Here is a 23,561-nt window from a genome sequence, read left to right as displayed (position 1 = left end):
AACAGCAGGCGCGACAGTGAAGAATGGCCACCGGTCTGGGTGTCCGACACGCGCCAATCCATGACGGGGAGCGACCGATGAAGACCGCGCGAGGCTTTTTCAAACCCTTGGCCATCGGTGCGCCGACGCCCTATCGCGATCTGCCGGCCCGCGTCGAACGCATGATCCACTTCGTGCCGCCGCACCTGGACAAGGTGCGCGCCAAACTTCCCGAGATCGCTCCGACCGTCGATGTGATCCTGGCCAATCTCGAAGACGCCATCCCCGCCGACGCCAAGGGCGCGGCCCTGGCCGGCCTGATCGACATGGCCCGCACCATCGACTTCAAGGCCCTGGGCGTCGGTTTCTGGACGCGGATCAACTGCCTCAACTCGCCCTGGCACCTGGACGAGGTCTCGACCATCGTCGAAAAGGCCGGCGACAAGATCGACGTGATCATGGTGCCCAAGGTCGAGGGGCCGTGGGACATCTTCTACATGGACCAGCTTCTGGCCTCGCTGGAGGCCAAGCATGGGGTGACCCGGCCGATCCTGCTGCATGCCATCCTCGAGACGGCCGAGGGCGTGATGAATGTCGAGCAGATCGCGGCGGCCAGCCCCCGCATGCAGGGCATTTCGCTGGGCCCGGCCGACCTCGCCGCCAGCCGGGCCATGAAGACCACCCGCGTCGGCGGAGGTCATCCGGGCTATCGCGTCATCGAGGACCCGCATGCCGACGGCGCGCCCCGCGCTTCGGTGCAGCAGGACCTGTGGCACTACACCTTCGCCAAGATGGTCGACGCCTGCGCCGCCCATGGCATCAAGCCGTTCTATGGTCCGTTCGGTGCGATCGATGATCCGGTCGCCTGCGAGCAGCAGTTCCGCAACGCCTTCCTGATGGGTTGCGCCGGGGCCTGGAGCCTGCACCCCAGCCAGATCGCCATCGCCAAGTCGGTGTTCAGCCCGGCCCCTGACGAGGTGATCTTCGCCAAGCGCATCCTCGAAGCCATGCCCGACGGCACGGGCGTCGCCATGCTCGACGGCAAGATGCAGGACGACGCCACCTGGAAACAGGCCAAGGTCATGGTCGACTGCGCGCGCCAGATCGCGGGCAAGGATGCGGAGTATGCGGCGCTATATGGGTTTTAGCGGCTAGCACTTGCCCCCTCCTGGCTGCTTCGCAGCCGTCCTCCCCCGGAGGGGGAAGACGATCTCATCTTCCCCCTCCGGGGGAGGAGCGCCGAAGGCGCGGAGGGGGCAAGTCTTTCAACCTCACCCCACCGTCGTCACCACCCGCGCCCCCTGGGTCAGCAGCTTGTGGATCGGGCACAGTTCGGCGATGGCCAGCAGGCGTTCGCGCTGCTCGGCGTCCAGATCGCCGTCGAGGGTGATCTCGCGATCAAACCGCTCCGGCGGCGTCATGTCGGGCTCCCGGCTGCTGCGCACCTCCACATGCACCGCGCCCAGAGCCCAGTTCTTGCGCTTGGCGTAGAGGCGCAGGGTCATGGTCGTGCAGGCCGCCAGGCCCGCCGCGACCAGGTCATGCGGGTCAGGTCCCAGATCCAGACCGCCGGCCGAGACCTTCACATCGGCCACCAGACTGGTCGGGCCGGCGGTTACGAAGGTCTGCAGGCCGCCGTGGCCGCTGTCAGCGGCGATGGCACTGGGGCGAGGGGTATCGGTCATGGGCAGGGTCCTTGCGGCGTTCAACCAAGCTTGGGTGTCGTTGCGCGCACCGCAAGGTCCGGCTTTGGGTCTATGTCCGCCGGATCGGCGTCAGCCGGAAGTCCGGTTCGCGATCGGGCCCCAGTGAAATCCGGGCCACGGGTATGACCGGCCGGTCGTCAGCCATGTTGACCTCGAATCGCGATAGCAGGCTGCCGAGCAGGATCTGGCTCTCGGCCATGGCAAAGCTGGCCCCGATACAGACCCGGGGACCGGCCCCGAACGGGATGAAGGCGTCCATCCCCCAGGGCGAGGGGTGGCCCATAAAGCGTTCGGGCAGGAAGGCCGTCGGCTGATCCCAAAGCTTGCGATGACGATGGATCAGCCACGGGCTGATGGTGATCACATGGCCGGGCGAAACCTTGCAGCCCTGGATCTCGTCCTCAGCGATCACTTCGCGGCTCATCATCGGGGCGGGCGGGTAGAGCCGCAGGGTCTCCAGCAGGACCGATCGGGTCAGGGGCCAGGCCGACAGATCCTCCAGGGACCGGATCCTGTCCGGCGGAAAGGTCAGGATTTCGGCGCGGACCCGTGCCTGGGTCGCGGAGTCCAGGGCCAGCAGATAGGTCGCCCAGAACAGAAGGCGCGAGGTGGTCTCGAAACCGGCTGCCAGCATGGTCCCGCACTGATCGCGGATTTCCAGGTCGGGCAGGGGGCGGCCGTCCTCGTCGCGCGCGGCCAGGAGGCTGTCCAGCAGATCGCGCCCCTGCGACTGCGGCGCGTCGGCTCTGCGAGCGTCGATCAGCGCCGTGACGGCCGTCATCCAGCGGGCACCTACGGTCCGTCGCGGCCGTTCGGCAAAGCCGAAATCGCCCGGCGCACGGGCCAGAAGATCGAAAAGGTTCACATTGGCCTGGCCCTGCAGGTAGTCGCGGGCGATCTTACCGAGCTGCGCCCCCTCGCCGCTGGCCGCGCGAGAGAAGAGGGCGCGCAGGACGGCATCGAGTGTGGCCCGATGGAAGGTCTCGCTCAGATTGACGCGGTCCTGGCCCGCCAGACCTTCGGCCAGGGTCTGGCCGGCGGCCATGAAGTGCGGCAGCAGGGTCTCGACGGCCTTGGGCGTGAAGGCTGGCGCCAGGGCCTTGCGCTGCCGTCGCCAGATCTCGCCCTCGGTCAGCAGCAGGCCGTCGCCGACAATGGGCCGAAGGATCCGGCTGATCTGGAAGGGGCGGCGATAGCGCGCCGCGTGGGAGCCCAGTACCTGCCTGACCCCGGCCGGGTCGCTGACCACAAGGCCAGGCTGGCCCAGGAAGTTATAGGGGATCATCAGGGTGTCGAAGCCGGACTCTGACCAGGCTCCGACCATGTTGCGCATCATCGCCCAGGCGGCACCCAGATCAGTCAGGTCCCTGGCGTGAACCTTTGGCGCGGGCGGGATCAGCGGCTTGGAAACCTGGGCGTCCATGGCGAACTCCGGATCGGGAGCTGCCGGGGAGGGCGCTCCGTCCGGAACCATCGGATAGCACCGCCGGGTGGGCGGGGCAATAATTCATCGTCCGATGAAATCTAAGCCGCCGCCACGCGCCGGGCCGGGACATCGAAGATGCGTTTACTGCCACGCCAGACCTCGATCATGTCGCAGCGGTGGTGCATGTCGATCAGTTCGAAGGCGCGCTGACGGGCGGCCTGGTCATCGGCATAGGGGGCGACGTCGAAGCGGGGAACGGAGCCGTCCGGCTCGACGCAGAAGAATGTAAACACCTGCATGGGAACACGGTTCTCAACAGGCGGGACCGGGCCACATTCGATGGCGGGGGCCGCAGGCGCTGGCTCTCTTTCGCGACCAGCTAGGAACAGACCATAGGACCAAATGTCGCGATTCACCATAAAAATGAGTCTTCAAAAGAGACTCTCTCGCGATCCATCTGGGGACGGTCCTGGGGATGAATCCTCGCCCTTGCGGAACGTTCCAAAGCCGGTTCCCTTTTTCCGGCAGAGCCACTAGGTTCGCACCCTTTCGTAAACGGCGACGTTGAGACTCCATGGCCGCCCACTATCTCGATTTCGAACGCCCCATCGCGGATCTGGAAAGCAAGATCGAGGAGCTGAGCAAGCTCTCCGAAACCGCTGGCCCAGGCGCATTCGAGCTCGAGATCCAGGCGCTGCGCGATCGCGCCCAGGAACTCCGCGTCGAGGCCTATGCCAATCTCGATGCCTGGCAGAAGACCATGGTCGCCCGCCATCCGCAGCGCCCTCACCTGCGTGACTATGTCGCCGGCCTGATCGAGGAGTTCGTCGAGCTGCGCGGCGACCGCAAGTTCGCCGATGACCAGGCCATTGTCGGCGGGCTGGGACGGTTCCGGGGTCAGCCGGTCGTGGTCATGGGCCACGAAAAGGGTCATGACACCACCACGCGCCTGAAGCACAATTTCGGCATGGCCCGCCCCGAGGGCTACCGCAAGGCCGTGCGCCTGATGGACATGGCCGAACGCTTCAACCTGCCCGTCATCACCTTTGTCGACACTGCCGGGGCCTATCCGGGCCTGGGTGCCGAAGAGCGCGGCCAGGCCGAGGCCATCGCCCGCTCGACCGAGCGCTGCCTGACCCTGGAAGTGCCGATGATCGCCACCATCGTCGGCGAGGGGGGCTCGGGCGGAGCCATCGCCCTGGCCGGGGCCAACAAGGTGCTGATCCTCGAGCACTCGATCTATTCGGTCATCAGCCCAGAGGGCGCGGCCTCGATCCTGTGGCGCGACGGGGCCCGGGCCAAGGATGCCGCGACCCAGATGCGGATCACCGCCCAGGACCTGATCAAGATCGGCATTGTCGACCGCATCATCGAGGAACCGGCCGGCGGGGCCCATTCCGATCACGAGGCGGCCCTCAAGGCGGTGGGCGACGCCCTCGAAGAAGAGCTCAAGGCACTGTCTGGCCTGGATTCCGCCGCACTCAAGAAGCAACGTTCCGATCGCTTCTACGCCATCGGCCACGTCGGCCTGCAATAGACGGACAAGGACCAGTCCATGATGTTCCGGACGATGCTGATCGCTGCGGCCCTTCTGGCCGTTGCCCCCGTCGCGGCCCATGCCCAGGCCCAGTCCAAGGAGGGCGTCACCTATAGCCCCGCCTATGAACGCTGTCTGGAAAAGCCGGACAACGAAAATACACGCGGGATCCTTCGCTGCGGCGAAGCCGAGCTCGCGGTTCAGGACGCCCGGCTGAACAAGGCCTACAAGGCGGACATGGCCGACCTGGCCAATGCTCCTGAGCCCAAGGCGGCGCTGCTCAAGGCCCAGCGGGCCTGGATCGCCTTTCGCGATGCCGACTGCGCGTCAGTCCGGGCGTTGAGCGGCGGCACCATCGCCCCGATCGTCATGCAGATCTGTTATCTGGAGCACACGGCCCGCCGGGCCCAGGCCCTGGAAGACCTGCTCAAGCCCTGAGGGCGGATCCAGGCCCTAGGCAGCCCAGCGCATGGGCTGCGGATGCCTCTTGCCTGACGTTACGGTCAAGCGCCCATAGTCCCTGAAAATCATCAGGGAGATCCGCGCATGGCCATCAAGACCCGCTTCACCGAGCTTTTCGGCGTCGAGCACCCCATCGCCCAGGGCGGCATGCAATGGGTCGGCAAGGCCGAACTGGTCGCGGCCGTGGCCAATGCGGGGGCCCTGGGCTTCATCACCGCCCTGACCCAGCCGACGCCGGAAGAGCTGGCCAAGGAGATCGCCCGCACCCGCGACCTCACCGACAAGCCGTTCGGCGTCAACTTGACCATCCTGCCGGCCATCAAGCCGCCGCCCTATGCCGAGTATCGCGCCGCGATCATCGACAGCGGCATCAAGATCGTCGAGACCGCCGGCTACAAGCCGCAGGAGCATGTCGATCACTTCCGGGCCAATGGCGTGAAGGTGATCCACAAGTGCACCGCCGTCCGTCACGCGCTCAGCGCCGAGCGCATGGGCGTCGACGCCATCAGCATCGATGGCTTCGAATGTGCCGGCCACCCGGGCGAGGATGACATTCCCGGCCTGATCCTGATCGCCGCCGCGGCCGACAAGGTGAAGATCCCGATGCTGGCCTCGGGCGGGATCGCCGATGCGCGCGGCCTGGTCGCGGCCCTGGCCCTCGGGGCCGACGGCGTCAATATGGGCACCCGCTTCTGCGTTACCCAGGAGGCCCCGATCCCCATGGCCTTCAAGGAGCAGATGGTGGCCAATGACGAGCGCCAGACCGATCTGATCTTCCGGACCCTGCACAATACCGCCCGCGTCATGCGCAATGCCGTCAGCCAGGAGGTCGTGCAGATCGAGCGGGCCGGCGGGGCCAAGTTCGAGGACGTCCAGCACCTGGTCGCCGGCAGCCGGGGCCGCGACGCCCTGGCCGAGGGCGATACCAATGGCGGCATCTGGTCTGCCGGCATGGTCCAGGGCCTGATCCATGACATTCCCACCGTGAAGGACCTCGTTGACCGCATGGTTGCCGAGGCCGAGGCCATCATCCGGGGTCGCCTGGCCGGCATGGTCGGCTGACGTCGCGCAACCATCACTGGTCCTGCCTCGCCCAATGGCCGATGAAGGGGTCTGACAGGCGAGGGGACCCCGATGGCCGATTCGATCGAGGCGATGATCGACCGCCTGCGGGCGCTTGAGGAACAGCTGGAGGCCGCCTTTGCGGTCCGGGCCGGAAGCCATGGCCTGGACCTCAAGAGCGGCAAGCCGCGCTTCGGCCCCGAGGTCCGGGCCAGCCAGCGCGGCCACAAGCGGCGCATCCACTTCTTCAAGACGCCGTGGCCCACCCTGCTGACCCTGCCCCTGATCTACGGCATGGTCATTCCGATGGCCCTGATGGACCTGGCCGTCAGCGTCTACCAGCTGGGCTGCTTCACTGCCTGGGGCATAGAGCGGGTCCGCCGCCGAGACTATGTGGTCATCGACCGCCACCGGCTGAGCTATCTGAACCCGGTTCAGAAGCTCAACTGCGTCTATTGCGGCTATGGCAACGGCGTCATCGCCTACGCCCGCGAGATCACGGCCCGCACCGAACAGTACTGGTGCCCGATCAAGCATGCTCTCAAGGTCAAGGGCAGCCACGAGCGCTATGCCGGCTTCCTTGACTATGGCGACGCCGAGGGCTTCGTGAAGAGCTCGGCCGCCTATCGCGAACGCCTGAAGAAGGCCCGGGCCGCCGCCTCTGTCGGGACGACGAAGGCCGACTGAGCCCGCGCATCGTCTCCCCTTGCCGGGCTCCGGCCGCGCCCCCCCTTCAGGTGGAGGTGCCGGGATCCGGTCGCGGCACGAGCGCCTCGAGCCCCCCCAGCACCGCGGCCCGTGTGGCCGGGTCCGCGTCCCGGGCGGCGATCGCCTTCAGGGTGTTGATGAACAGGGCCGCGACGTCCTTTGACCAGGTCCCGTGCCGGCAGCGATCGACATATTCGCAGAGCAGGCGGGAGGCTCGCAGCAGGTGCGCGTCCGCCTTGCCGTCGCAAAGGCCGATAATCCCGGCACTGGCCTCATGAAGGGCCTCCCAGTCGGAGGCGGAGGGTTCGAGCAGCTCGCGCCACTCGCCCATCCAGCCCAGGGCCTCATCGATCAGGATCAGATGGGCGTCTCGATGGGCCGCCTGGACCGCCGCAGCCTGGTCCAGGGCGGTTCGGGCATAGACGCCGCCCTCGGCCTTCATCAGCCGGCTCAGACTGGGAAGCTGACGGATCGTGCGGACCGGGCTCATGATGCCGCCTTCTGGGGTTTGACCAGGTCGTCGAGTTCGTTCTCGCTCAGGTTCTCGTCCTGGGCCGCGCCGATATCGAGGGACAGGTCGCTCTTGCGTCGGCCCTCTTCCTGGCTCGGCGGGCCCTGATGCTTCCAGCGCCGGTCCGGCCCGGCATAGCTGTCGCCGACAATGAAGCTGCGGGGCTCGTTCGAGATGTAGAAGATGCGCTCCAGCAGGACCTGAGGGCTGATCGGCTTGGCGATGATGTAGTTGGCCCCGCAGTCGCGGCCGGCGGCCACCTGGGATTCGCGGGTGTGAGCCGAGATGATGATGGCCGGGGTTATACGGTCTTCGTCTTTTGGGCGGTTTCGCAGCCAGCGAACCAATTCATAGCCATCGCATTCGGGCATGGCGCCGTCGGTGATCACCAGATCGAAATGCTGCTTGGCCAGCAGGCTTTTGGCCTCGGTGCCATCCTTGACGGCGATGATGTCATTCGCCCCAAAGGATCGCAGCATGTCTTGAAGGATGGTGCGGGCATTCTCGTTATCATCAGCGACCAGAACTTTCGCGGAATTAAGATTAATTCGGCTGCTATCCAGCATGTCTGGCCCCCGCCCTGCTCTATGTAACGCTATCGTTTCCCGAAGGGTAAAAACGGACAAAGTCCGTTGAATTGTGCCTTGTATTTATTAACGTCAAATAACTTTCAATTACTTTCGGGAGCGCGGCTTTAACAGAGTAAATGCTGAATTTACGCCGTTGTAGGGCCCAGATATAGTTACCGCTCAAAATGTTTGAGGGGTTAAAATGTTTTGACACGTTCCGTGCCCATTTAATAGTGAGCGGCCCGGTCCAAAACCCGTTTCGGGCATGGGTCAGGGCGGCGCCCCCAGAAGGTGCCGTTTGAAGCGGGGGGAGAAGCCTCAAGCCGGGCGCGGCCGCCTTCAGCGCGCGGCCGTCATCTCCTGCACGGCGGTCAGGATGCCGAAGAGTTCCGAGACGATGATCGGCTTGGCCAGGACGCCATCGACCCCGGCCTCTTGATAGCGCAGCAGGTCGTCCTCAAACACATTGGCGGTCAACATCACGATCGGCGTCAGGCAGGCCTTGGTCTCCAGGGCGCGGATGGCCTTCACGGCCTCGACCCCGTTCATGCGGGGCATGTTGGCGTCCATCAGGATCAGGTCGAAGGGCTCCTGCTGCACCGACTCCACCGCCGCCAGCCCGTCATCGACGATCCGGGCCTCAAGCCCGATCTGGGCCAGCAGCAGCTGCAGGACGCGCTGGTTGGCCGGATTGTCCTCGGCGGCGAGAATGCGCAGCGTCAGGGCGGCCTCGGGCTCGGGCTCGGACTCAGGCTCGGGTTCGGACCCGACTCTGGCCGGCTCGGCCGGAAAGTCGAACCAGAAGCGGCAGCCGCCGGCCGCCCGCGCCTCGGCTTCCGAGTCACAGCCGATCTCGCCGCCGAGCGCCTGGATATTGGCGGCGCAGATCGCCAGGCCCATGCCCGCGCCACCGGTCTCGCGACCCAGGCGGGCCGGCTGGAAGGGCGTGAACAGCTGGTCCCGGTCCTCGTCGGCGACGCCCTGGCCGGTGTCACTCACCTCGACCAGCATCCGGTCGGCCTTGCCGACGGACGGGCTGAGCCGCACGTGGATTGCGCCGCCGTCGGGGGTGAACTTGACGGCATTGGAGATCAGGTTGGTGAGGGTCTGCTCGATCTTGCCGGGATCGCTGATGATCCTGTGGGATTCGGGCAGGGCGGTGACGTCCAGGGTCATGGACAGGCCCCGGGCCGCGGCTGGAGTTCGCCACAGCTCGAGCAGGTCCCGGGTCATTTGCACGAGGTCGAACTCGGTCCGGGCGACCGCGCTGGCCCCGGACTCGACCCGGACGAAGTCCATGACGGCGCTGAGCAGGCGCAGCAGCATGCCGCCGGAGCGGCGGATGCCGTCGAGGTGATCGCGCTGCTCATCATCCAGCGGGGTCGCCGCCAGGGCCTCGGCCAGGCCGAGGACAGCGTTCAGCGGCGTGCGAACCTCGTGGCTGGCGACCGCCAGGAGCTGGGTCTTGGCGCGGCTGGCCGCCTCGGCCCGGTGCAGCATCTGCTCCAGGTCCCGCTGGGCGGTGGCGGCGGCGACAGTGGCCCGGTCGCGCTCGATGACCCGCCCGAGGATCGCGCCGATCTGGCCCAGGAAGTCGAGGGTGTCCTGCCCCGGTTCCCGGGCAATCACCTGGCCGAACTCCAATATGGCGACGACGTCGGACCCGACCAGGACGGGCAGGGCGACCCCGGCAGCGATCCCGTTGTCCGGGGCGATCCGGCTGCGCGGCAGGGTGCGGTTGTCGTCGGCGGCGATCCAGTAGGCCCGGGAGTTCGACAGGACCACGCCGGGCAGGCCAACCCCGTCGACGAATTCAATGGCCTCGGTCGCGGCGATCAGGGCCGCGCCGTCAAAGGTTTCGCTGGCCCACCAGATGCCAGACGGCCGCATCCGGCGCCGGCCATCGGCCAGGGTTTCGACCAGTTGCACATGACCGATCGGCCAGGAGGTGAAGGTGCAGATGCTCTGGATCGCCATCCGCAGGACCTCGGCGACCTCGCCGCCGCGGTTGGCCATGATGGCCAGCTCCGACAGCAGCCGAATCTGCTCCTTCTGCTGGAACAGGTTCAGGGTCTCGCGCTCGGCGATCAGCTCGGCCTCGTGCCGCGCCCGGCTCTCGCGCTCCAGACGGCGCTCCAGGCGGGCGATCCGTTCGAGGAGCACCGTGGGCGGATCGACCGTGGGTGCCAGGGGTCTAGGCATGGGCCGCCTGGGTGAGGGGCCAGGCGATCCGGAACGTGCAGCGCGGATCTCCCCGATCCGTGCAGGTCAGATGCTGAAAGTCGATCTCCTCGCCGAAATGGCGGGCCGCGCCCTCGGTGAAGCCCTGGGCCAGGGCGCACATGCGGCGGGACGAGATATAGTCCAGGTCCATCTGGTCGCTTGCGGCGTTCCGCATGTTGAAGTGCGGGCACTCCGCCCCGACATAGAGCTTTCGCACCTCGGCATGGATGATGTCGTTGATGCCCGCCATGAAGGTCCGGGTTCCGACGTGGCCCTCGAAGAATGCCGGATAGGCGCTGGCCAGATGCGGCATGGCCTGCTGCCCGAACCAGCGCAGCACCGCTCCGCGATCCAGACCCAGCTTTTCGCAGGCCGCCTCGACCAGGCTTTCCAGCTCGGCGTCATCGTAGTTGCCCAGTGAGGTATAGGCCCCGGAGGCGGCGGCGCGGTCGATAAGGTCATCCCAGGCATCATCGCCATGAGCCTCGGAGACGACCGCCTGCAAAAGGTTGAAAACAACGCCCTTCATAAGCCCGGCCCTTCCCTTGGTCGTACATCACGGCGTCAACACCCACGGCCCTGGAGCGGGGTGAGGATCGTGCGGAGGCGGCGTCCCCTGTGGCGAAGGATCAGCCTTCCGACGTTTAAAGAGTTAAGCTAGCGCAGCAAATTGTGGAAAACGATTGCATTAAACATGGATCCAATGGGTCAAATTGTCGCACGGATTTTCTATACTGCCATAGACGACAATCAAATCGAGTACAGTTTTCGGCTTCAGGGACTTGGTTAGCAAACATTATTCAAACTTGAGTCCCGGACTATTCGACGTCGCCAAGGATCGGGTGACTGTCGACGCCGGTGGCGACAGCGCCCCCAGGCTGCGTGCCCTGTTGCGGTAAAGCCGCCAGGCCGAGGCGTGCTTTCTCAGTCCATCCCCATCCGCGCAATATCGATGGCCGCCCGCTCCATGGCGATCAGCCACCCGGCCCGCGCCTCGGCCAGTTGGCGGGCCTCGTCCGCCTGACGGGCCCGGGCGGCGGCATCGGGCGGACCGGCGGTGTGGCGGCGGCGCGAGGCGGCCGGGTTGCGGCGGGCTATTGCCGGGCCTGCGGCTCGGGCCGTCTCCGCCTCGGCCCAGCCTGTGCGCAGGGTGTCCAGCTTTCGGGTGATCTCGCTGTGCCAGGCGGTGACCCTGGCGTCGCGGGGCGTGTCGGTCATGGTGGATCTCCAGAAGGGCCGGCGCACGGCGGCGCCGCCGCGCCGGATCGCGGCGCGGGTGGGAAGGGGAGAGGCGCGGGGCGCCCGGACCGCGTCCGGGTCTGTGGGTTTGGGTGTACCGTTTCGACGAAGCCTGACGCCCCGCGCGGTCGTTTTCCCTCTGGCCGGGGCGCGCAGGCCTGGTTCAGCCTTTTGCCCCACCCGGGTTTGTCCCCCCTCGCGACGGACCCAGCCTCTGGCTGCAGCCACGCCGATTCCGGAGGGACCCGGAGCGAACCTTCGGGCGGGCGGGGGTCCTCCGACGGACCTCCCGATAGGCGGGTTTACGTCACCCGCCCTCCCATCAAGCCGGCCGGCCCCGCATCACGCGACTCCGGCGGCCCCGCTCGACCGCGTCCCCGCCGCGCGTCTCGGGCCGGATCCAAGAGCCCTCTCCCTCGCGACGGGATGAGGTGATTATGCGGTAGGTTTCGGCGCCGGGGACGGGCGCGCTCGATGTTTTTGCAGGGCGTTGATTTCGCGGGGGTTTTTGGTGGGAAGGGCGGGGATGGGCGGGAGGCTATGCCCGTACTCTCCGCCAATCTCGGCCCACTCTCGGCCCAAAAAGCTCCCGTCATTCCCGCCCTTGTGGCGGGAACCCCTGGTTCAGCTGGCACGTGAACCGCCAGCGAAGTGCGCGCGCACTTCGCCCCTCCCGCACGTGCGGCGGATAGAGGGGTTCCCGCCACAAGGGCGGGAATGACGGTGAGTTATCTTGGGAAGGCGCACCGCCCCCCTTCGCGGCGAAGGGAGCCAGCTCTCCATCTCACGGCGAGACGGTCGCCGGTCTGGACAGGTTGCTCAAGGACCGGTCTGCGACCGGCCGCTTCGCGGCGGCCCGGAGGGCCGTCCTTGACCAACCTGTCCAGACCGGCACGCTTGGCCTCCATGAGATGAAGGGCGGGGTGGGGCGTGAGGTGCGCCGATTACTGCACTGCCGTCGATGTTTCGATCGCGACGGCAGCGTAGGCATGGCCTCATGCCTCTCCGTCTTCAGCACTTGCCGCAAGACGCAGGTGGTCTGGCAAGTCCATCGCCTCGTGCAGCAATCGAAGGATCATCACGCGATCATCGTCGAAGCGGTAAGCGACGACATGAGGCGGCGCACTTACGCGGTCGGCGCCCTTGAGGCGTCGCGCCGGGACTCTCAGTGCATACAGTCGCAAGTCGCCGATCTCGCCGGGCCTGGACGTCGGGCAAGCAGGGTCCGAGCGCAGGTCCGAGAAAGCCACGCTGATGAGCCGCTGATAGCGTTCAGCCGCCCGCGGGCCATGAAGCTTTTGGCTCTCCCAAAGCAGGTGGTCGATGTCGCGCCGCGCCTTGCGGGCGATCTCCAGCCGCCTCATGCGGGCGGGCGGCGCCCCAGAGTGTCGAGCCAGGCGTCGATGTTCTCGACGATCTCGAACCGGCCTGCGTCAAGATCATCGAGGCCCTCCTGGATCAGGGCGCGGTACCGCGCCACACGCGCGGCGTCGTCGGCGCCGAGGGCCGGTTCTGCAGCCGGATCGAGGATGATCTTTCTCGCGGTCATGGAAAGGAGGTTAAGCCAAAATCGGGGTTTCTCAAAGCGAACGCCGTGGACTTGCCCCCTACGGATCGCTTCGCGATCGTCTTCCCCCGGAGGGGGAAGATGAAATTCATCCGCCCGCCTTTGGGGGCGGACGACCTGCGGAGCTGGTCAGGTGGGGGGCGCCTTGCCTACAGCCGGCTCTTCCGGAACGCCTCAGCCTGCTCGGCCCGCAGCTCGGCCCGCACCCGCTTGGGCATGGCCTTGTCCACCGCTTCGCCCGGGGCGGTCAGGACCTCGTTGGCGAACTCCAGGTCCATCAGCTTCATGCGCTTGATCTCGTCGCGCAGTCTCGCGGCGGTCTCGAACTCGAGGTTGGAGGCGGCTTCGCGCATGCGGGCTTCCAGGTCCTTGAGGGCGGCCTTGAAGTTGTCGCCGCTGAAGGGCTTGTCGCCGCCGCCCTCGTGCAGGCCGCCGATCGGCACGGTGACGCGGTCGCCGCGCTCGAACGGGCTGTTGAGGATGTCCTTGATGTCGCGCTTGACGCTTTCGGGGGTGATGCCGTTGTCGAGGTTGAACTGGTGCTGCTTGTCGCGGCGGCGCTGGGTCTCGCCCATGGCCCGCTCCATGCTGCCGGTGATCCGGTCGGCATAGAGGATGACCTTGCCGTCGATATTGCGCGCGGCGCGGCCGATGGTCTGGATCAGGCTGGTTTCCGAGCGCAGGAAGCCTTCCTTGTCGGCGTCGAGAATGGCCACCAGGCCGCATTCGGGGATGTCGAGGCCCTCGCGCAGCAGGTTGATGCCGACCAGCACGTCGAACTTGCCCAGCCGCAGGTCGCGGATGATTTCGATGCGCTCCAGGGTGTCGACGTCGGAGTGCATGTAGCGCACCGCCAGGCCCTGCTCGTTGATATATTCGGTCAGGTCCTCGGCCATCTTCTTGGTCAGGACGGTGACCAGCGAGCGATAGCCCTTGGCCTTGGTCTGGCGGATCTCGTCGATGACGTCATCGACCTGGGAGGCGCCGTCCTTGCTGACCGGGCGCACCTCGACCGGCGGGTCGATCAGGCCGGTGGGGCGGATCACCTGCTCGGCAAAGACGCCGCCGGAGCGCTCCAGCTCCCAGGCGGCCGGGGTGGCGGAGACGTGCACCGACTGGGGCCGCATGGCGTCCCATTCCTCGAACTTCAGAGGGCGGTTGTCGAGGGCGCTCGGCAGGCGGAAGCCGTACTCGGCCAGGGTCCATTTGCGGCTGCGGTCGCCCTTGTACATGGCCCCGATCTGCGGAACCGTCTGGTGGCTCTCGTCGGTAAAGAGCAGGGCGTTGTCGGGGATGTATTCGAAGAAGGTCGGCGGCGGCTCGCCGGTCTTCCGGCCCGAGAGATAGCGGCTGTAGTTCTCGATGCCGGCGCAGGAGCCGGTGGTCTCGATCATTTCCAGGTCGAAGGTGGTGCGCTGTTCCAGGCGCTGGGCCTCCAGCAGCTTGCCGTTCTCGTACATCCAGGCGAGGCGCTCCTTCAGCTCCTTGCGGATCTCGATGATCGCCTGCCGCAGGGTGGGGCGCGGGGTGACGTGGTGGCTGTTGGCATAGACCTTGATGCTCTCGAGGTCGGCGGTCTTCTTGCCGGTCAGCGGGTCGAACTCAGCAATGGCCTCGACCTCGTCGCCGAACAGGCTGACCCGCCAGGCGCGGTCCTCATAGTGGGCGGGGAAGATTTCCAGCGTATCGCCGCGACGGCGGAAGGTGCCGCGCTCGAAGGCGGCGTCATTGCGCTTGTACTGCTGGGCCACCAGGTCGGCCATCAGCTGCTTCTCGTTGACCGTCTGGCCGACCTCCAGGGTGAAGGTCATGGCCGTATAGGTCTCGACCGAGCCGATGCCGTAGATGCAGGAGACCGAGGCGACGATGATCACGTCGTCGCGCTCCAGGATCGCCCGGGTGGCCGAGTGGCGCATCCGGTCGATCTGCTCGTTGATGGAGCTGTCCTTCTCGATATAGGTGTCGGTGCGCGGGACGTAGGCTTCGGGCTGGTAGTAGTCGTAATAACTGACGAAATATTCGACCGCGTTTTCCGGGAAGAACGACTTCATCTCGCTGTAGAGCTGGGCCGCCAGGGTCTTGTTGGGGGCCAGGATCAGGGCCGGACGCTGGGTGGCCTCGATCACCTTGGCCATGGTGAAGGTCTTGCCCGAGCCGGTGACGCCCAGCAGCACCTGGTCCTGGTCACCGTTCTCCAGCCCCTCGACCAGTTCGGCGATGGCGGTCGGCTGGTCGCCGGCGGGGGAATATTCCGAGACCAGCTTGAAGGCCCGGCCGCCTTCCGACTTGGCGGGACGCGCCGGCCGGTGCGGCGTCCACAGGGCGGGCATAGAGCCGCCGGGCACGATATCCATGACGAAGGGGGTCGAGACGTCGGAAACGCCGTTGTCCGGGGTGCTGGGCATGGTCCGAAAGTAGGGCTGCGCGCGGTCGAAGGCTAGGGGCCCTGCTGACGGCCGGTGTCAGCAGACTGGCGGGACGTGGCGGCAGGGCCCGGGTTCAACATTATCTGACACTGAACCCGTTGCGGTTTCGGTTCGTTACCCTCACATGCAGGTCTCAACTGGCCCCGTCGAGGGCGAAACGAGGTTTCCCGTGCTGCTTGAAAAGCTGAACTGGCGCTATGCCACCAAGAAGATGGATCCGGCCAAGACCGTGTCGGATGACAAGGTCGAGCGCATTGTCGAGGCCGCGCGCCTGGCCCCGACCTCCAGCGGCCTGCAGCCGTTCGAGGTCTATGTGGTGACCAATCCCGAGGTGCGGGAAAAGATCAAGGCCATCGCCTGGAACCAGGCCCAGATCACCGACGGCTCACACCTGCTGGTGTTCGCCGCCTGGGATAACTACACCGCCGACCGCATCAACCACATGTTCGACCTGGTCAACGAGGTCCGGGGCTTCCGCAACGAAGGCTGGGAAAACTACCGCCAGATGCTGCTGGCCTCCTATCCGCAGCGTGATGCGCAGCTGAACTATGAGCATGCCGCCCGTCAGGCCTATATCGCCGTCGGCCTGTCCCTGGCCCAGGCGGCCTTTGAAGAGGTCGACGCCACCCCGATGGAGGGCTTCGATCCGGCCTCGCTGGACGCGATACTCGGCCTGGGCGAGCGCGGCCTGCGCTCGGTGGTCATCATCCCGCTGGGCTACCGCCAGCCCGAGGGCGACTGGCTGGTCAATCTGAAGAAGGTCCGCCGTCCGCGCGACCAGTTCGTCACCGACGTGAAGTAGGGCCCCTCGGGTCTCCGGAGGGGTCCGGCTCAGCCGCCGACGCGGGTCAGCGTCGAGCGGTTGCGCTGGATCCAGGTCTCGGCGGCATCGTCGAGAAAGTCGACCTCCTTCAGGGTGGTCATCCGGTCGCCGTCACGGACGGTGGTCACCCGCAGGCGGGCCGGCCGGTCGTCATCGCGGCCGTCGGCTTCCGCGATCATCGTCCAGTGGGTGGCGTCGACCGGAGGCGCGGCCAGGCGCAGGCTGCTGGTCTCGAGGCTGGCCTCGCGGCCCTTGCGGAAGCTGGCCGAGGTTTCCTTGCCGGTGGCCGCATCCAGCAGCTCCACCGTGGTGATGCGCACATTGCCAACCCTGGGGCCGTCGTCGAAGTCGGCCTTGCGGATCAGGGTGACGCCGTCGGCCCCGTCCTCGATCCTCACCTTCATCGGAATGCCGAACCAGCGGTCGGCCTGGTAGTCGCGATATTCCAGCTTGCCCTCCCAGGCCCCGGCCGTGGTCAGCCGCAGGGCGGCGATGTCGAGCGGGTCCCGGGCAGCCGCCGGCTGGCTGATCGTCATCAGGCTGGCGGCCAGCACGGCGAGGAGGGCGGTACGGGGCATGGCGGGGATCTCCTGGCCCATCGGGCGAGCCTGCTGACAGCTACGCAGCACATCCCGCTCAGGATGCCCGGTATTTGACTCCGAAATCACTGTGTGTCACACAGTGTGCGCCACACACCATGTGGCGCACACGATATGATACATAGCATGCCGTCTGAAACCGACATCTTTGAACAGCTCCGCCAGGAGCTCCGGCGCGGGACCCTGATCCTGGCCGTCCTCGCCCAGCTGCGGGTCGAGCGCTACGGCTACAGCCTGCGCCAGGCGCTCTCCTCGGTCGGCGTCGATATCGACGAAGGCGCCCTCTATCCCATGCTCCGCCGGCTGGAAGGGCAGGGCCTGCTCTCCAGCGAGTGGCGCGAGGAAGACAGGCGCAAGAAGCGTTTCTACCGCCTGTCGAGCGAGGGCGAGGCCGTGCTGGCCCGCCTGGCCGCCGAATGGCGCTCCATCAACGACACCCTGCAACCCCTGCTCTGAGGAGAGGACGGATCATGGATCTGCTCGACCGCTATCTGGGCGCCATCGCCGCCCTGCTGCCTGCCGGCCAAAGCCAGGACATCGTCGCCGAGCTGCGCGACGTTCTGATGAGCCGTATCGAGGAGAGGGAGGCCCAGCAGGGCCGTCCGCTCGACAAAAAGGCGCTCGAAGCCCTGTTCCGCGAGTTTGGCCATCCCCTGGCCGTGGCCGGACGTTATGGCGCGCAGCGCGCCCTGATCGGGGTGGAGCTCTACCCCTTCTACATGTTCGCGGTGAAGGTGGCCCTGGCCATCGCCCTCTTCGTCGGCATCATTCCCGCGGTGGTCCAGGGCCTGACGGGCGCGCATGGCGGCATGGCGGGCATCCCCAGCCGCGTGATCCACGACTTCATTCCTACAGCCCTGCAACTGATCGGGGTGATCACCATCATTGGGGCAATGGTCGAGCGCGGCTGGATCAAGACCGGCGACTTTGGCCAGTGGAAGGTCAGCGACCTGCCGCACGTCTCGACGAAAAAGTCGTGGTTCCGCACCACGCGCTTCGAGGCCCTGTTCGAGGTCATCTTCATGACCTTCTTCGCCCTGTGGTGGGCCGGCGTCGTGGACTTTCCCGGCAGCCGGGGGCCGTTTGGCCACGAGGGTGAACTGCAGGTCACGCTGGCTCCGATCCTGACCCAGCTGCACACGCCCATCCTGCTGCTGGCCATCGGCCAGATCATCTCGGGACTGATCCTGGTGATCCGCCCGGCCTGGATCCGGCCGCGGGCGGCGGTCGAGATCGTGCTGTCGATCGCCGGTATCGTCCTGGCCTACGCCCTGTGGCGCGAGATGCCGCTCGTGACGTTCACCGGGCCGGGTGCCTCGGCCGAGGACTTCGTGACCCTTCGCCATGTCACGGACCATAGCTTCAGGGTCATCACCGTGGTCGCCGCCGCCATCTTCGCCGGCAAGATCCTGATCGAAGGCTGGCGGCTGCTGCCGCCGGCCCGGGACGGATCCCGGGCCGGTTGAAGCCCTATTCCTTCGGTTTGGCGGCGGTGTCGACGACGGCCCCGACTCCGGCGCCGACCACCGCGCCGACCGGCCCGGCGACGACGGCGCCGGTCATGGCTCCGGTGGCCGCGCGCTGCTCCATATTGTGCCCGCAGGCGGACAATCCGAGCGCCGCGATAGCCGCCACGGCGGCCAGGGAAAGGCCTCGAAAGACACGGGGTTTGGGGGTCATGGCGCGCTCCTCTTAGACGGTGTTTGTCTGGCTTGAGTAACGTCGCTCAATGGCTTCGCGTTCCCTGAATCAAGGGGTCCAGAACAGTCGGACCAATGCTTCGCGCTGCGGCAAAGCAGTGATTTTTTTCACTGTCGGGTTTTTCTAGCGAATCAAGGCGTTAACGTTCTTGACTGCGACCAATCGGCCCGGATTCAATGCTGCACTGCGGCGTGCGCTTGCGACTCGCGCCGTTATCAGTCATAAGCCGGTCATAAGCAGGTTTTCGGCCACATCGTGAAACGGTCGAACCTCCGCCTCCAGGACTGCCCGACAGTGAGTTTTCCGGGTTTCTAGAAGCGTTTTTGTCGGGGGGCGGATTGCCCTCGCCGCGCAGGACACGAGTTTTGTACAATAACATGCAGACGCGCGCAGACGCGCGCGCGCTGGTCGGCGCTGTCTTGATTGGGTCCGCTACGGGCCTGGCTCTGGGCGGTGTTTATCTGGCGGGTGGGCTTGCCCAGACCGCTGGCCAGCACGCCCGCGTTACACGCCTTGCAGACGGCGCTTCGGAGGGCTTCTCCGACGTCGCCCTGATGAATGCCGCTTCGCGTATGGACCAGGGCGCGCTCGCCGTGGCCCGTCGCCATGATCCCTATACCGTGGCGGGTGCCGCCCAGCGCGACCGCCAGGTGTCGCTGCTGGTGGCCCGGCTTGAGAACCGCCATGCCGGCGAACCGGTCGCCCGCAGCGGGCCCCTGATGCTGCGCGCCAGCTTCGGCGGACCGTTCAATCCGGCGGCCTCGCCCTTCCGTCTCGGCAATGTGCTTGAGAGCTCGCGTGAGCTCGATTGCCTGGCTGAGGCCGTCTATTATGAAGCCCGCGGCGAGACCCCCAGCGGCCAGGCGGCCGTGGCCCAGGTCGTTCTGAACCGCGTGCGCCACCCGGCCTTCCCGAAGTCGATCTGCGGCGTCGTGTTCCAGGGGGCCTATCGCAAGATCGGCTGCCAGTTCAGCTTTGCCTGCGACGGCTCGATGAACCGGAGCCGTGAACGCGGCGCCTGGCGGCGGGCCCAGAAGATCGCCGAGCGCGCCCTGACCGGGACCGTGATGAACGAGGTCGGCTCCGCCACCCACTTCCACACCACGGGTGTGGCACCGGGCTGGGGTCCGCGCCTTCTGAAGGTCGCCCAGGTCGGCATGCACGTGTTCTACCGCTTCGGCGGCCGGGCCGGCGCGCCGGGAGCCTTCTCGGCCACCCCGCGTCCCTCGACCCTAGACGACCTGCCCAACGCGCCCGAGATCGCCAGCATCTCGGCCGATGGCAAGCCGATCGGCGGCATGATCTATGCTGCCAGCGCCCTGTCGCCGGTGCAGACGGCCGCACCGACCGGCAACGGCATGGGCGGCCCGCTCGGCCAGGTCTCGGAGCCGGCCTCGGCGCCCGCCAAGACGGGCACCGACAAGTCCGCTACCGAAGCTGTCAGGACGACGACAGGGGCCGCGACCGGAGCTGCTTCCTGACGGAGCCGGGCATGTGGCTGGTGGCAAAGCGCATCTGCCGGGCGCGCTTGCCCACCAGATAGTGCAGGTCCTTGCCGCTGGCGGACTTGAACACCACCTCGGCGGCGTCCTCGACCGGATAGACTTCCAGCCCTCCCTTCTTGAGGGCGTCGGCCATGTTCTCGTTGCTGCCCGATGAGCCGGCATTGAGGATCGGGGTCTCGATGAACCACGGCATGACGCAGGCCACGGAAACCCCGTGCTGGCCGTATTCGATGTCGAGGGCTTCCGACAGGCCCCGCACCGCGAACTTGGTGGCCGAATAGACCGCCAGCTTGGGCGAGCCGTAGAGGCCCGCGCAGGAGGCGACATTGATCAGGCGGCCGCCGGCGGCCTTGAGCAGGGGCAGACCGGCCCGGGCGCCGTGGATCACGCCCTTGATGTTGATGTCGACCTGCAGATCGCAGTCGGACTCGCTGAGCTCTTCCAGATTGCCGAACCGCGCGATGCCGGCATTGTTCAGCAGGGCGTCCAGCTTGCCGTCGGTGAGGCGCCCGAATTCGCCCAGCGCATTGTCCCAGGCCTCGCGGTCGCGGACATCCAGCTTGAAGGTGGCACCGTTGTCGGGCCCGATGGCGGCGAGGGCGGTCTTGAGCCCGGCCACATCAATATCGGACAGCCCGACGAACCAGCCTTCAGAAGCGAACCGCTTGGCACTGGCGAGGCCGATTCCGCTGGCGGCACCGGTGATGAAAATGGTCTTGCGGCCGTTGGCTGGCATCGGCTGTCCTCCCCCGTTTTTGTTTGTTATCGGCGATCAGACGCCGACCGGGGGAAGGGGTCAAGTCCCGCGCCCGCCCGGCCTGTGTTCAGGGGGCGCGGGTTGAGTCAGGACGGATCAGTCGGTCTGGTCGTCGATTTCGGCACCGGGGCCGTTCTTCAGGATCGACTCGATGGCGTTCTTGGCCGAGGCCTTGGACGAATAGCCTTCGGTCGAGAAGATGACCTCGCTGTTGTAGACGAAGTTGACGCGGAACTCGCCCGCCTTGTCCTTCTTGATAATGAACTTGTGGGCCATGGGATCTCTCCTCGGAGCAGGGTGGGCATGTCGCCTTTGCGGCGCGCGGAGCCTCGCTTGTGCCGTGTTACCGTGTCAATCGTGTGGGGCTGCGGAGTCTGCCCATGTCGCCCAATGACCGTCTCGACGAACTGTCCCGTCAATTGCTCAACGAGGCCTATGCTGACCTCAATGACGTCCAGCGCAGCGTCATCGACCTCATTGCCGCCGAGGCACCGACCGGGCTGAACAAGGTCCTGGTCGCCGATGACCGCACCTACTGGGATCGGCTGGCCGACCGGGTGGCGGCGGTGGGCGGATCCTGGGCCTTCATCGGCAGCTTCAGTGCGGTTCTGCTGGCCTGGGTGGGGCTGAACCTGGCCCTGGGGCCGTTCCACCTGTCCTTCGACCCCTATCCGTTCATCTTCCTCAACCTGCTGCTGTCGACGGTCGCAGCCCTGCAGGCCCCGGTGATCATGATGAGCCAGAACCGCCAGGCCCAGAAGGATCGCCAGAACGCCGAGCACGACTATGTGGTCAATCTGCGGGCCGAGCTTGAGATCATGCACCTGCACGCCAAGCTCGACGCCCTCCGGGACCGCGACCTCGCCGAGCTGAGCCGCCACAACGCCGAGGCCCTCGCACGGCTGGAGGCCCAGGTGGCGGCCCTGGCGGGCAAGCTGGAGGCGAGGGGGTAGGGCGACGGGCCCTGCGGGGCTCGCACCGCGCCGCCTTCCCGCCCAGCCCTGTCTGCATAGTTCCTGCGCAGCCTCCCCCACGCGGCGCCCCAAATGACCTAGAGCGCGTCACCGATCCCCCTGGGGAGAGACATCATCCGCGCCAAGCCGTCCGAGTTCTCGTTAGCTCGATCCCGACAGCCGTCGACCGGACGGCGCGAGGGGATTTGGTCGCATGGACCTGGGCGCACGCACACCGACGAGACGTCAGCTGCTTTCGGCCATCGCCGCGGTCGGAGGCACGGCGGCGCTCTATCAGGCCATGACCTCGCTGGGCCATGCGGCCGAGACCCAGTTTGCCGGCCCGCCCAACCTGGCGGGCGCGCGCAAGGGGGCCTCGGTGATCGTGCTGGGCGCGGGTCTGGCCGGCCTGCTGGCCGCCCACGAGCTGACCAAGGCCGGCTACAGGGTGCAGATCCTCGAATACCAGGACCGGGCCGGCGGCCGGAACTGGTCGCTGCGCGGCGGCGACACCTATACCGAGCTGGGCGGGGCCACCCAGAAGGTCGGCTATGCGCCCGGCAACTATTTCAATCCCGGGCCCTGGCGGATCCCGCACCATCACAGGACCCTGCTGCACTATTGCAAGGCCTTCGGCGTGGCCCTGGAGCCGTTCATCCAGTTCAACCACAATACCTGGATCCACTCGTCGCAATCGTTCGGCGGCAAGCCGGTGCGCTTCAAGGCCGCCGCGGCCGACTTCGAGGGCCATGTCGCCGAGCTGCTGGCCAAGTCGGTCAATACCAAGGCCCTGGACGAGGCCGTCACGCCCGAGGATCGCGAACGCCTGCTGGAGGCCCTGAAGGGCTGGGGCATGCTGGACAAGGACTATCGCTACGCCTCGAACCTGCGCTCGGCCTCGCACCGGGGCTATGACCGCCCGCCCGGCGGCGGCATCAACGGCGCGCCGATCCCGTCGGCCCTCTATGACCTGCATGATGTGCTGGACCCGCAGGTCTGGACCTCGATGGCCTTCTTCATGGGGCACGAGATGCAGACCACCATGTTCCAGCCGGTCGGCGGCATGGACATGATCGGCAAGGCCTTTGCCAAACAGGTCGAGGGCCAGATCACCTATGGGGCCAAAGTGACGAAGATCGCCCAGGACGACAGGGGTGTGGCCGTGACCTATGCCGATACCCGGTCAGGCAAGGTCTCCACGGCCCAGGCCGACTGGTGTGTCTGCACCATCCCCCTGTCGGTGCTGGGCCAGATCGACACCCAGGTCACCGACGAGATGATGGCCGCCATCAAGGCTGTGCCCTATTCGGGCCAGGTCAAGATCGGCCTCGAGATGAACCGCCGCTTCTGGGAGGAGGAGGACTCCATCTATGGCGGCCACAGCTTCACCGATCAGGAAATCGCCCTGATCTCCTATCCGAACAACAATCTGTTCGGCGACGGCCCGGCCGTGCTGCTGGGGGCCTTCGCCCGCGAGATGGGGGCCTATCGTCTGGCCGGCATGACCCCGCAGCAGCGGCTGGAGGTCGCCCTGCAGCAGGGTTCGGTCCTGCATCCGGCCAGCTATCGCAAGGAGTTCCGCACCGGGGCCTCGGTGGCCTGGAGCCGGGTTCCCTGGGCGCTCGGCTGCTGCGCCCGCTGGACCGAGGAGACGCGCAAGGAGCACTACCAGACCCTGGTGGCCATGGACCGCCGCATCGTCCTGGCGGGCGAGCACGCCTCCTATGTCGGCTGCTGGATGGAGGGCGCTCTGCTCTCTTCGATCGATGCCATTACCCGCCTGCACAAGCGCGCCCTGGAGGCCTGAG

26 protein-coding genes are annotated in these 23,561 nt (G+C 66.6%); 11 read left to right on the top strand and 15 right to left on the bottom strand.

The window, feature by feature from the left end; genetic code table 11:
- Positions 1-77: 77 nt before the first annotated feature.
- Positions 78-1,127 (top strand): HpcH/HpaI aldolase/citrate lyase family protein, encoded by a 1,050-nt coding sequence (locus AQ619_RS14395; protein WP_062149067.1) that lies wholly within the window; start codon positions 78-80, stop codon positions 1,125-1,127.
- Positions 1,128-1,250: 123 nt separating this feature from the next.
- On the opposite strand, the gene AQ619_RS14390 is transcribed toward AQ619_RS14395, so the two are convergent.
- The 3 genes from AQ619_RS14390 to AQ619_RS14380 all read right to left on the bottom strand — a co-directional run bounded on the left by AQ619_RS14390 (position 1,251) and on the right by AQ619_RS14380 (position 3,410).
- Entirely contained in the window at positions 1,251-1,664 is a 414-nt protein-coding gene (locus AQ619_RS14390) for an OsmC family protein (protein WP_062149063.1), read from the bottom strand.
- 70 nt (positions 1,665-1,734) lie between these two features.
- Entirely contained in the window at positions 1,735-3,108 is a 1,374-nt protein-coding gene (locus AQ619_RS14385) for a cytochrome P450 (RefSeq protein WP_062149060.1), read from the bottom strand.
- Positions 3,109-3,209: 101 nt separating this feature from the next.
- Positions 3,210-3,410: a hypothetical protein gene (locus AQ619_RS14380; RefSeq protein ID WP_062149057.1), complete on the bottom strand. Its 201-nt coding sequence runs from the start codon at positions 3,408-3,410 to the stop codon at positions 3,210-3,212.
- A gap of 275 nt (positions 3,411-3,685) precedes the next feature.
- Here AQ619_RS14380 and AQ619_RS14375 point away from each other — a divergent pair, with 275 nt between their 5' ends.
- The 4 genes from AQ619_RS14375 (at position 3,686) to AQ619_RS14360 (ending at position 6,859) form a co-directional block, all read left to right on the top strand.
- Positions 3,686-4,648 carry an acetyl-CoA carboxylase carboxyltransferase subunit alpha gene (locus tag AQ619_RS14375; protein WP_062149054.1) on the top strand — a complete coding sequence of 321 codons (963 nt, stop codon included), beginning with the start codon at positions 3,686-3,688 and terminating at the stop codon, positions 4,646-4,648.
- Between the two features lie 18 nt (positions 4,649-4,666).
- Complete coding sequence (locus tag AQ619_RS14370) at positions 4,667-5,086, top strand: lysozyme inhibitor LprI family protein (RefSeq protein WP_062149050.1); 420 nt, start codon at positions 4,667-4,669, stop codon at positions 5,084-5,086.
- A gap of 75 nt (positions 5,087-5,161) precedes the next feature.
- The gene (locus AQ619_RS14365; RefSeq protein ID WP_257720846.1) at positions 5,162-6,172 is read left to right on the top strand and encodes an NAD(P)H-dependent flavin oxidoreductase; all 1,011 of its coding nucleotides are present in this window, start codon (positions 5,162-5,164) and stop codon (positions 6,170-6,172) included.
- A gap of 72 nt (positions 6,173-6,244) precedes the next feature.
- A complete protein-coding gene (locus AQ619_RS14360) occupies positions 6,245-6,859 on the top strand; it encodes a hypothetical protein (protein WP_062149043.1) in 615 nt (204 codons plus the stop codon).
- Positions 6,860-6,905: 46 nt separating this feature from the next.
- Here AQ619_RS14360 and AQ619_RS14355 read toward each other — a convergent pair whose 3' ends face one another.
- The 8 genes from AQ619_RS14355 to uvrB all read right to left on the bottom strand — a co-directional run bounded on the left by AQ619_RS14355 (position 6,906) and on the right by uvrB (position 15,394).
- Positions 6,906-7,370 (bottom strand): hypothetical protein, encoded by a 465-nt coding sequence (locus AQ619_RS14355; protein WP_062149039.1) that lies wholly within the window; start codon positions 7,368-7,370, stop codon positions 6,906-6,908.
- Positions 7,367-7,957 (bottom strand): response regulator, encoded by a 591-nt coding sequence (locus tag AQ619_RS14350; protein WP_084746057.1) that lies wholly within the window; start codon positions 7,955-7,957, stop codon positions 7,367-7,369. The genes AQ619_RS14355 and AQ619_RS14350 overlap by 4 nt, the downstream gene beginning before the upstream one ends.
- Positions 7,958-8,299: 342 nt before the next feature.
- Positions 8,300-10,162, bottom strand: a complete 1,863-nt coding sequence (locus tag AQ619_RS14345) for an ATP-binding protein (protein WP_062149032.1) — start codon at positions 10,160-10,162, stop codon at positions 8,300-8,302.
- Positions 10,155-10,712 carry a heme NO-binding domain-containing protein gene (locus AQ619_RS14340; protein WP_062149029.1) on the bottom strand — a complete coding sequence of 186 codons (558 nt, stop codon included), beginning with the start codon at positions 10,710-10,712 and terminating at the stop codon, positions 10,155-10,157. Before AQ619_RS14340 ends, AQ619_RS14345 begins: the two co-directional genes overlap by 8 nt.
- 395 nt (positions 10,713-11,107) lie before the next feature.
- A complete protein-coding gene (locus AQ619_RS14335; protein ID WP_062149027.1) occupies positions 11,108-11,401 on the bottom strand; it encodes a hypothetical protein in 294 nt (97 codons plus the stop codon).
- Between the two features lie 1,016 nt (positions 11,402-12,417).
- On the bottom strand, positions 12,418-12,786 hold the full coding sequence (locus tag AQ619_RS14330) for a type II toxin-antitoxin system RelE/ParE family toxin (RefSeq protein WP_062149024.1): 369 nt from the start codon (positions 12,784-12,786) through the stop codon (positions 12,418-12,420).
- The gene (locus AQ619_RS14325; protein WP_166504267.1) at positions 12,783-12,971 is read right to left on the bottom strand and encodes a hypothetical protein; all 189 of its coding nucleotides are present in this window, start codon (positions 12,969-12,971) and stop codon (positions 12,783-12,785) included. Before AQ619_RS14325 ends, AQ619_RS14330 begins: the two co-directional genes overlap by 4 nt.
- A gap of 167 nt (positions 12,972-13,138) precedes the next feature.
- The gene (uvrB, locus tag AQ619_RS14320; protein ID WP_062149021.1) at positions 13,139-15,394 is read right to left on the bottom strand and encodes an excinuclease ABC subunit UvrB; all 2,256 of its coding nucleotides are present in this window, start codon (positions 15,392-15,394) and stop codon (positions 13,139-13,141) included.
- Between the two features lie 190 nt (positions 15,395-15,584).
- On the opposite strand from uvrB, the gene AQ619_RS14315 reads away from it, so the two are divergent.
- Entirely contained in the window at positions 15,585-16,217 is a 633-nt protein-coding gene (locus AQ619_RS14315) for an NAD(P)H-dependent oxidoreductase (RefSeq protein ID WP_062149018.1), read from the top strand.
- Between the two features lie 29 nt (positions 16,218-16,246).
- Here the strand turns inward: AQ619_RS14315 and AQ619_RS14310 are convergent, their stop codons facing one another.
- A complete protein-coding gene (locus AQ619_RS14310; RefSeq protein ID WP_166504266.1) occupies positions 16,247-16,816 on the bottom strand; it encodes a hypothetical protein in 570 nt (189 codons plus the stop codon).
- 147 nt (positions 16,817-16,963) lie between these two features.
- Between AQ619_RS14310 and AQ619_RS14305 the strand changes: the two genes are divergently transcribed.
- A complete protein-coding gene (locus AQ619_RS14305) occupies positions 16,964-17,293 on the top strand; it encodes a PadR family transcriptional regulator (RefSeq protein ID WP_166504265.1) in 330 nt (109 codons plus the stop codon).
- Between the two features lie 14 nt (positions 17,294-17,307).
- Entirely contained in the window at positions 17,308-18,303 is a 996-nt protein-coding gene (locus AQ619_RS14300) for a hypothetical protein (RefSeq protein WP_084746054.1), read from the top strand.
- A 4-nt stretch (positions 18,304-18,307) separates the two neighbouring features.
- Here AQ619_RS14300 and AQ619_RS14295 read toward each other — a convergent pair whose 3' ends face one another.
- On the bottom strand, positions 18,308-18,517 hold the full coding sequence (locus AQ619_RS14295; RefSeq protein ID WP_062149006.1) for a hypothetical protein: 210 nt from the start codon (positions 18,515-18,517) through the stop codon (positions 18,308-18,310).
- A gap of 386 nt (positions 18,518-18,903) precedes the next feature.
- Here AQ619_RS14295 and AQ619_RS14290 point away from each other — a divergent pair, with 386 nt between their 5' ends.
- Entirely contained in the window at positions 18,904-20,019 is a 1,116-nt protein-coding gene (locus AQ619_RS14290) for a cell wall hydrolase (protein WP_062149003.1), read from the top strand.
- Here the strand turns inward: AQ619_RS14290 and AQ619_RS14285 are convergent.
- Both AQ619_RS14285 and AQ619_RS14280 read right to left on the bottom strand, forming a co-directional pair.
- Positions 19,979-20,779, bottom strand: a complete 801-nt coding sequence (locus tag AQ619_RS14285) for an SDR family oxidoreductase (RefSeq protein WP_062149000.1) — start codon at positions 20,777-20,779, stop codon at positions 19,979-19,981. The two genes, AQ619_RS14290 and AQ619_RS14285, sit on opposite strands and share 41 nt — an antisense overlap.
- A 117-nt stretch (positions 20,780-20,896) precedes the next feature.
- On the bottom strand, positions 20,897-21,076 hold the full coding sequence (locus tag AQ619_RS14280; protein ID WP_062148997.1) for a YegP family protein: 180 nt from the start codon (positions 21,074-21,076) through the stop codon (positions 20,897-20,899).
- Between the two features lie 104 nt (positions 21,077-21,180).
- On the opposite strand from AQ619_RS14280, the gene AQ619_RS14275 reads away from it, so the two are divergent.
- Together AQ619_RS14275 and AQ619_RS14270 are read left to right on the top strand one after the other, a co-directional pair.
- Complete coding sequence (locus tag AQ619_RS14275; RefSeq protein ID WP_062148995.1) at positions 21,181-21,753, top strand: DUF1003 domain-containing protein; 573 nt, start codon at positions 21,181-21,183, stop codon at positions 21,751-21,753.
- Positions 21,754-21,967: 214 nt separating this feature from the next.
- Entirely contained in the window at positions 21,968-23,560 is a 1,593-nt protein-coding gene (locus tag AQ619_RS14270; protein WP_062148992.1) for a flavin monoamine oxidase family protein, read from the top strand.
- Position 23,561 lies beyond the last annotated feature (1 nt).

The sequence above is a fragment of the Caulobacter henricii genome (genome assembly GCF_001414055.1).
Taxonomy (GTDB): domain Bacteria; phylum Pseudomonadota; class Alphaproteobacteria; order Caulobacterales; family Caulobacteraceae; genus Caulobacter; species Caulobacter henricii.
The sequence above is the reverse complement of the archived record's forward strand: the minus strand, read 5'-3'. Positions and strand labels throughout refer to the sequence as shown.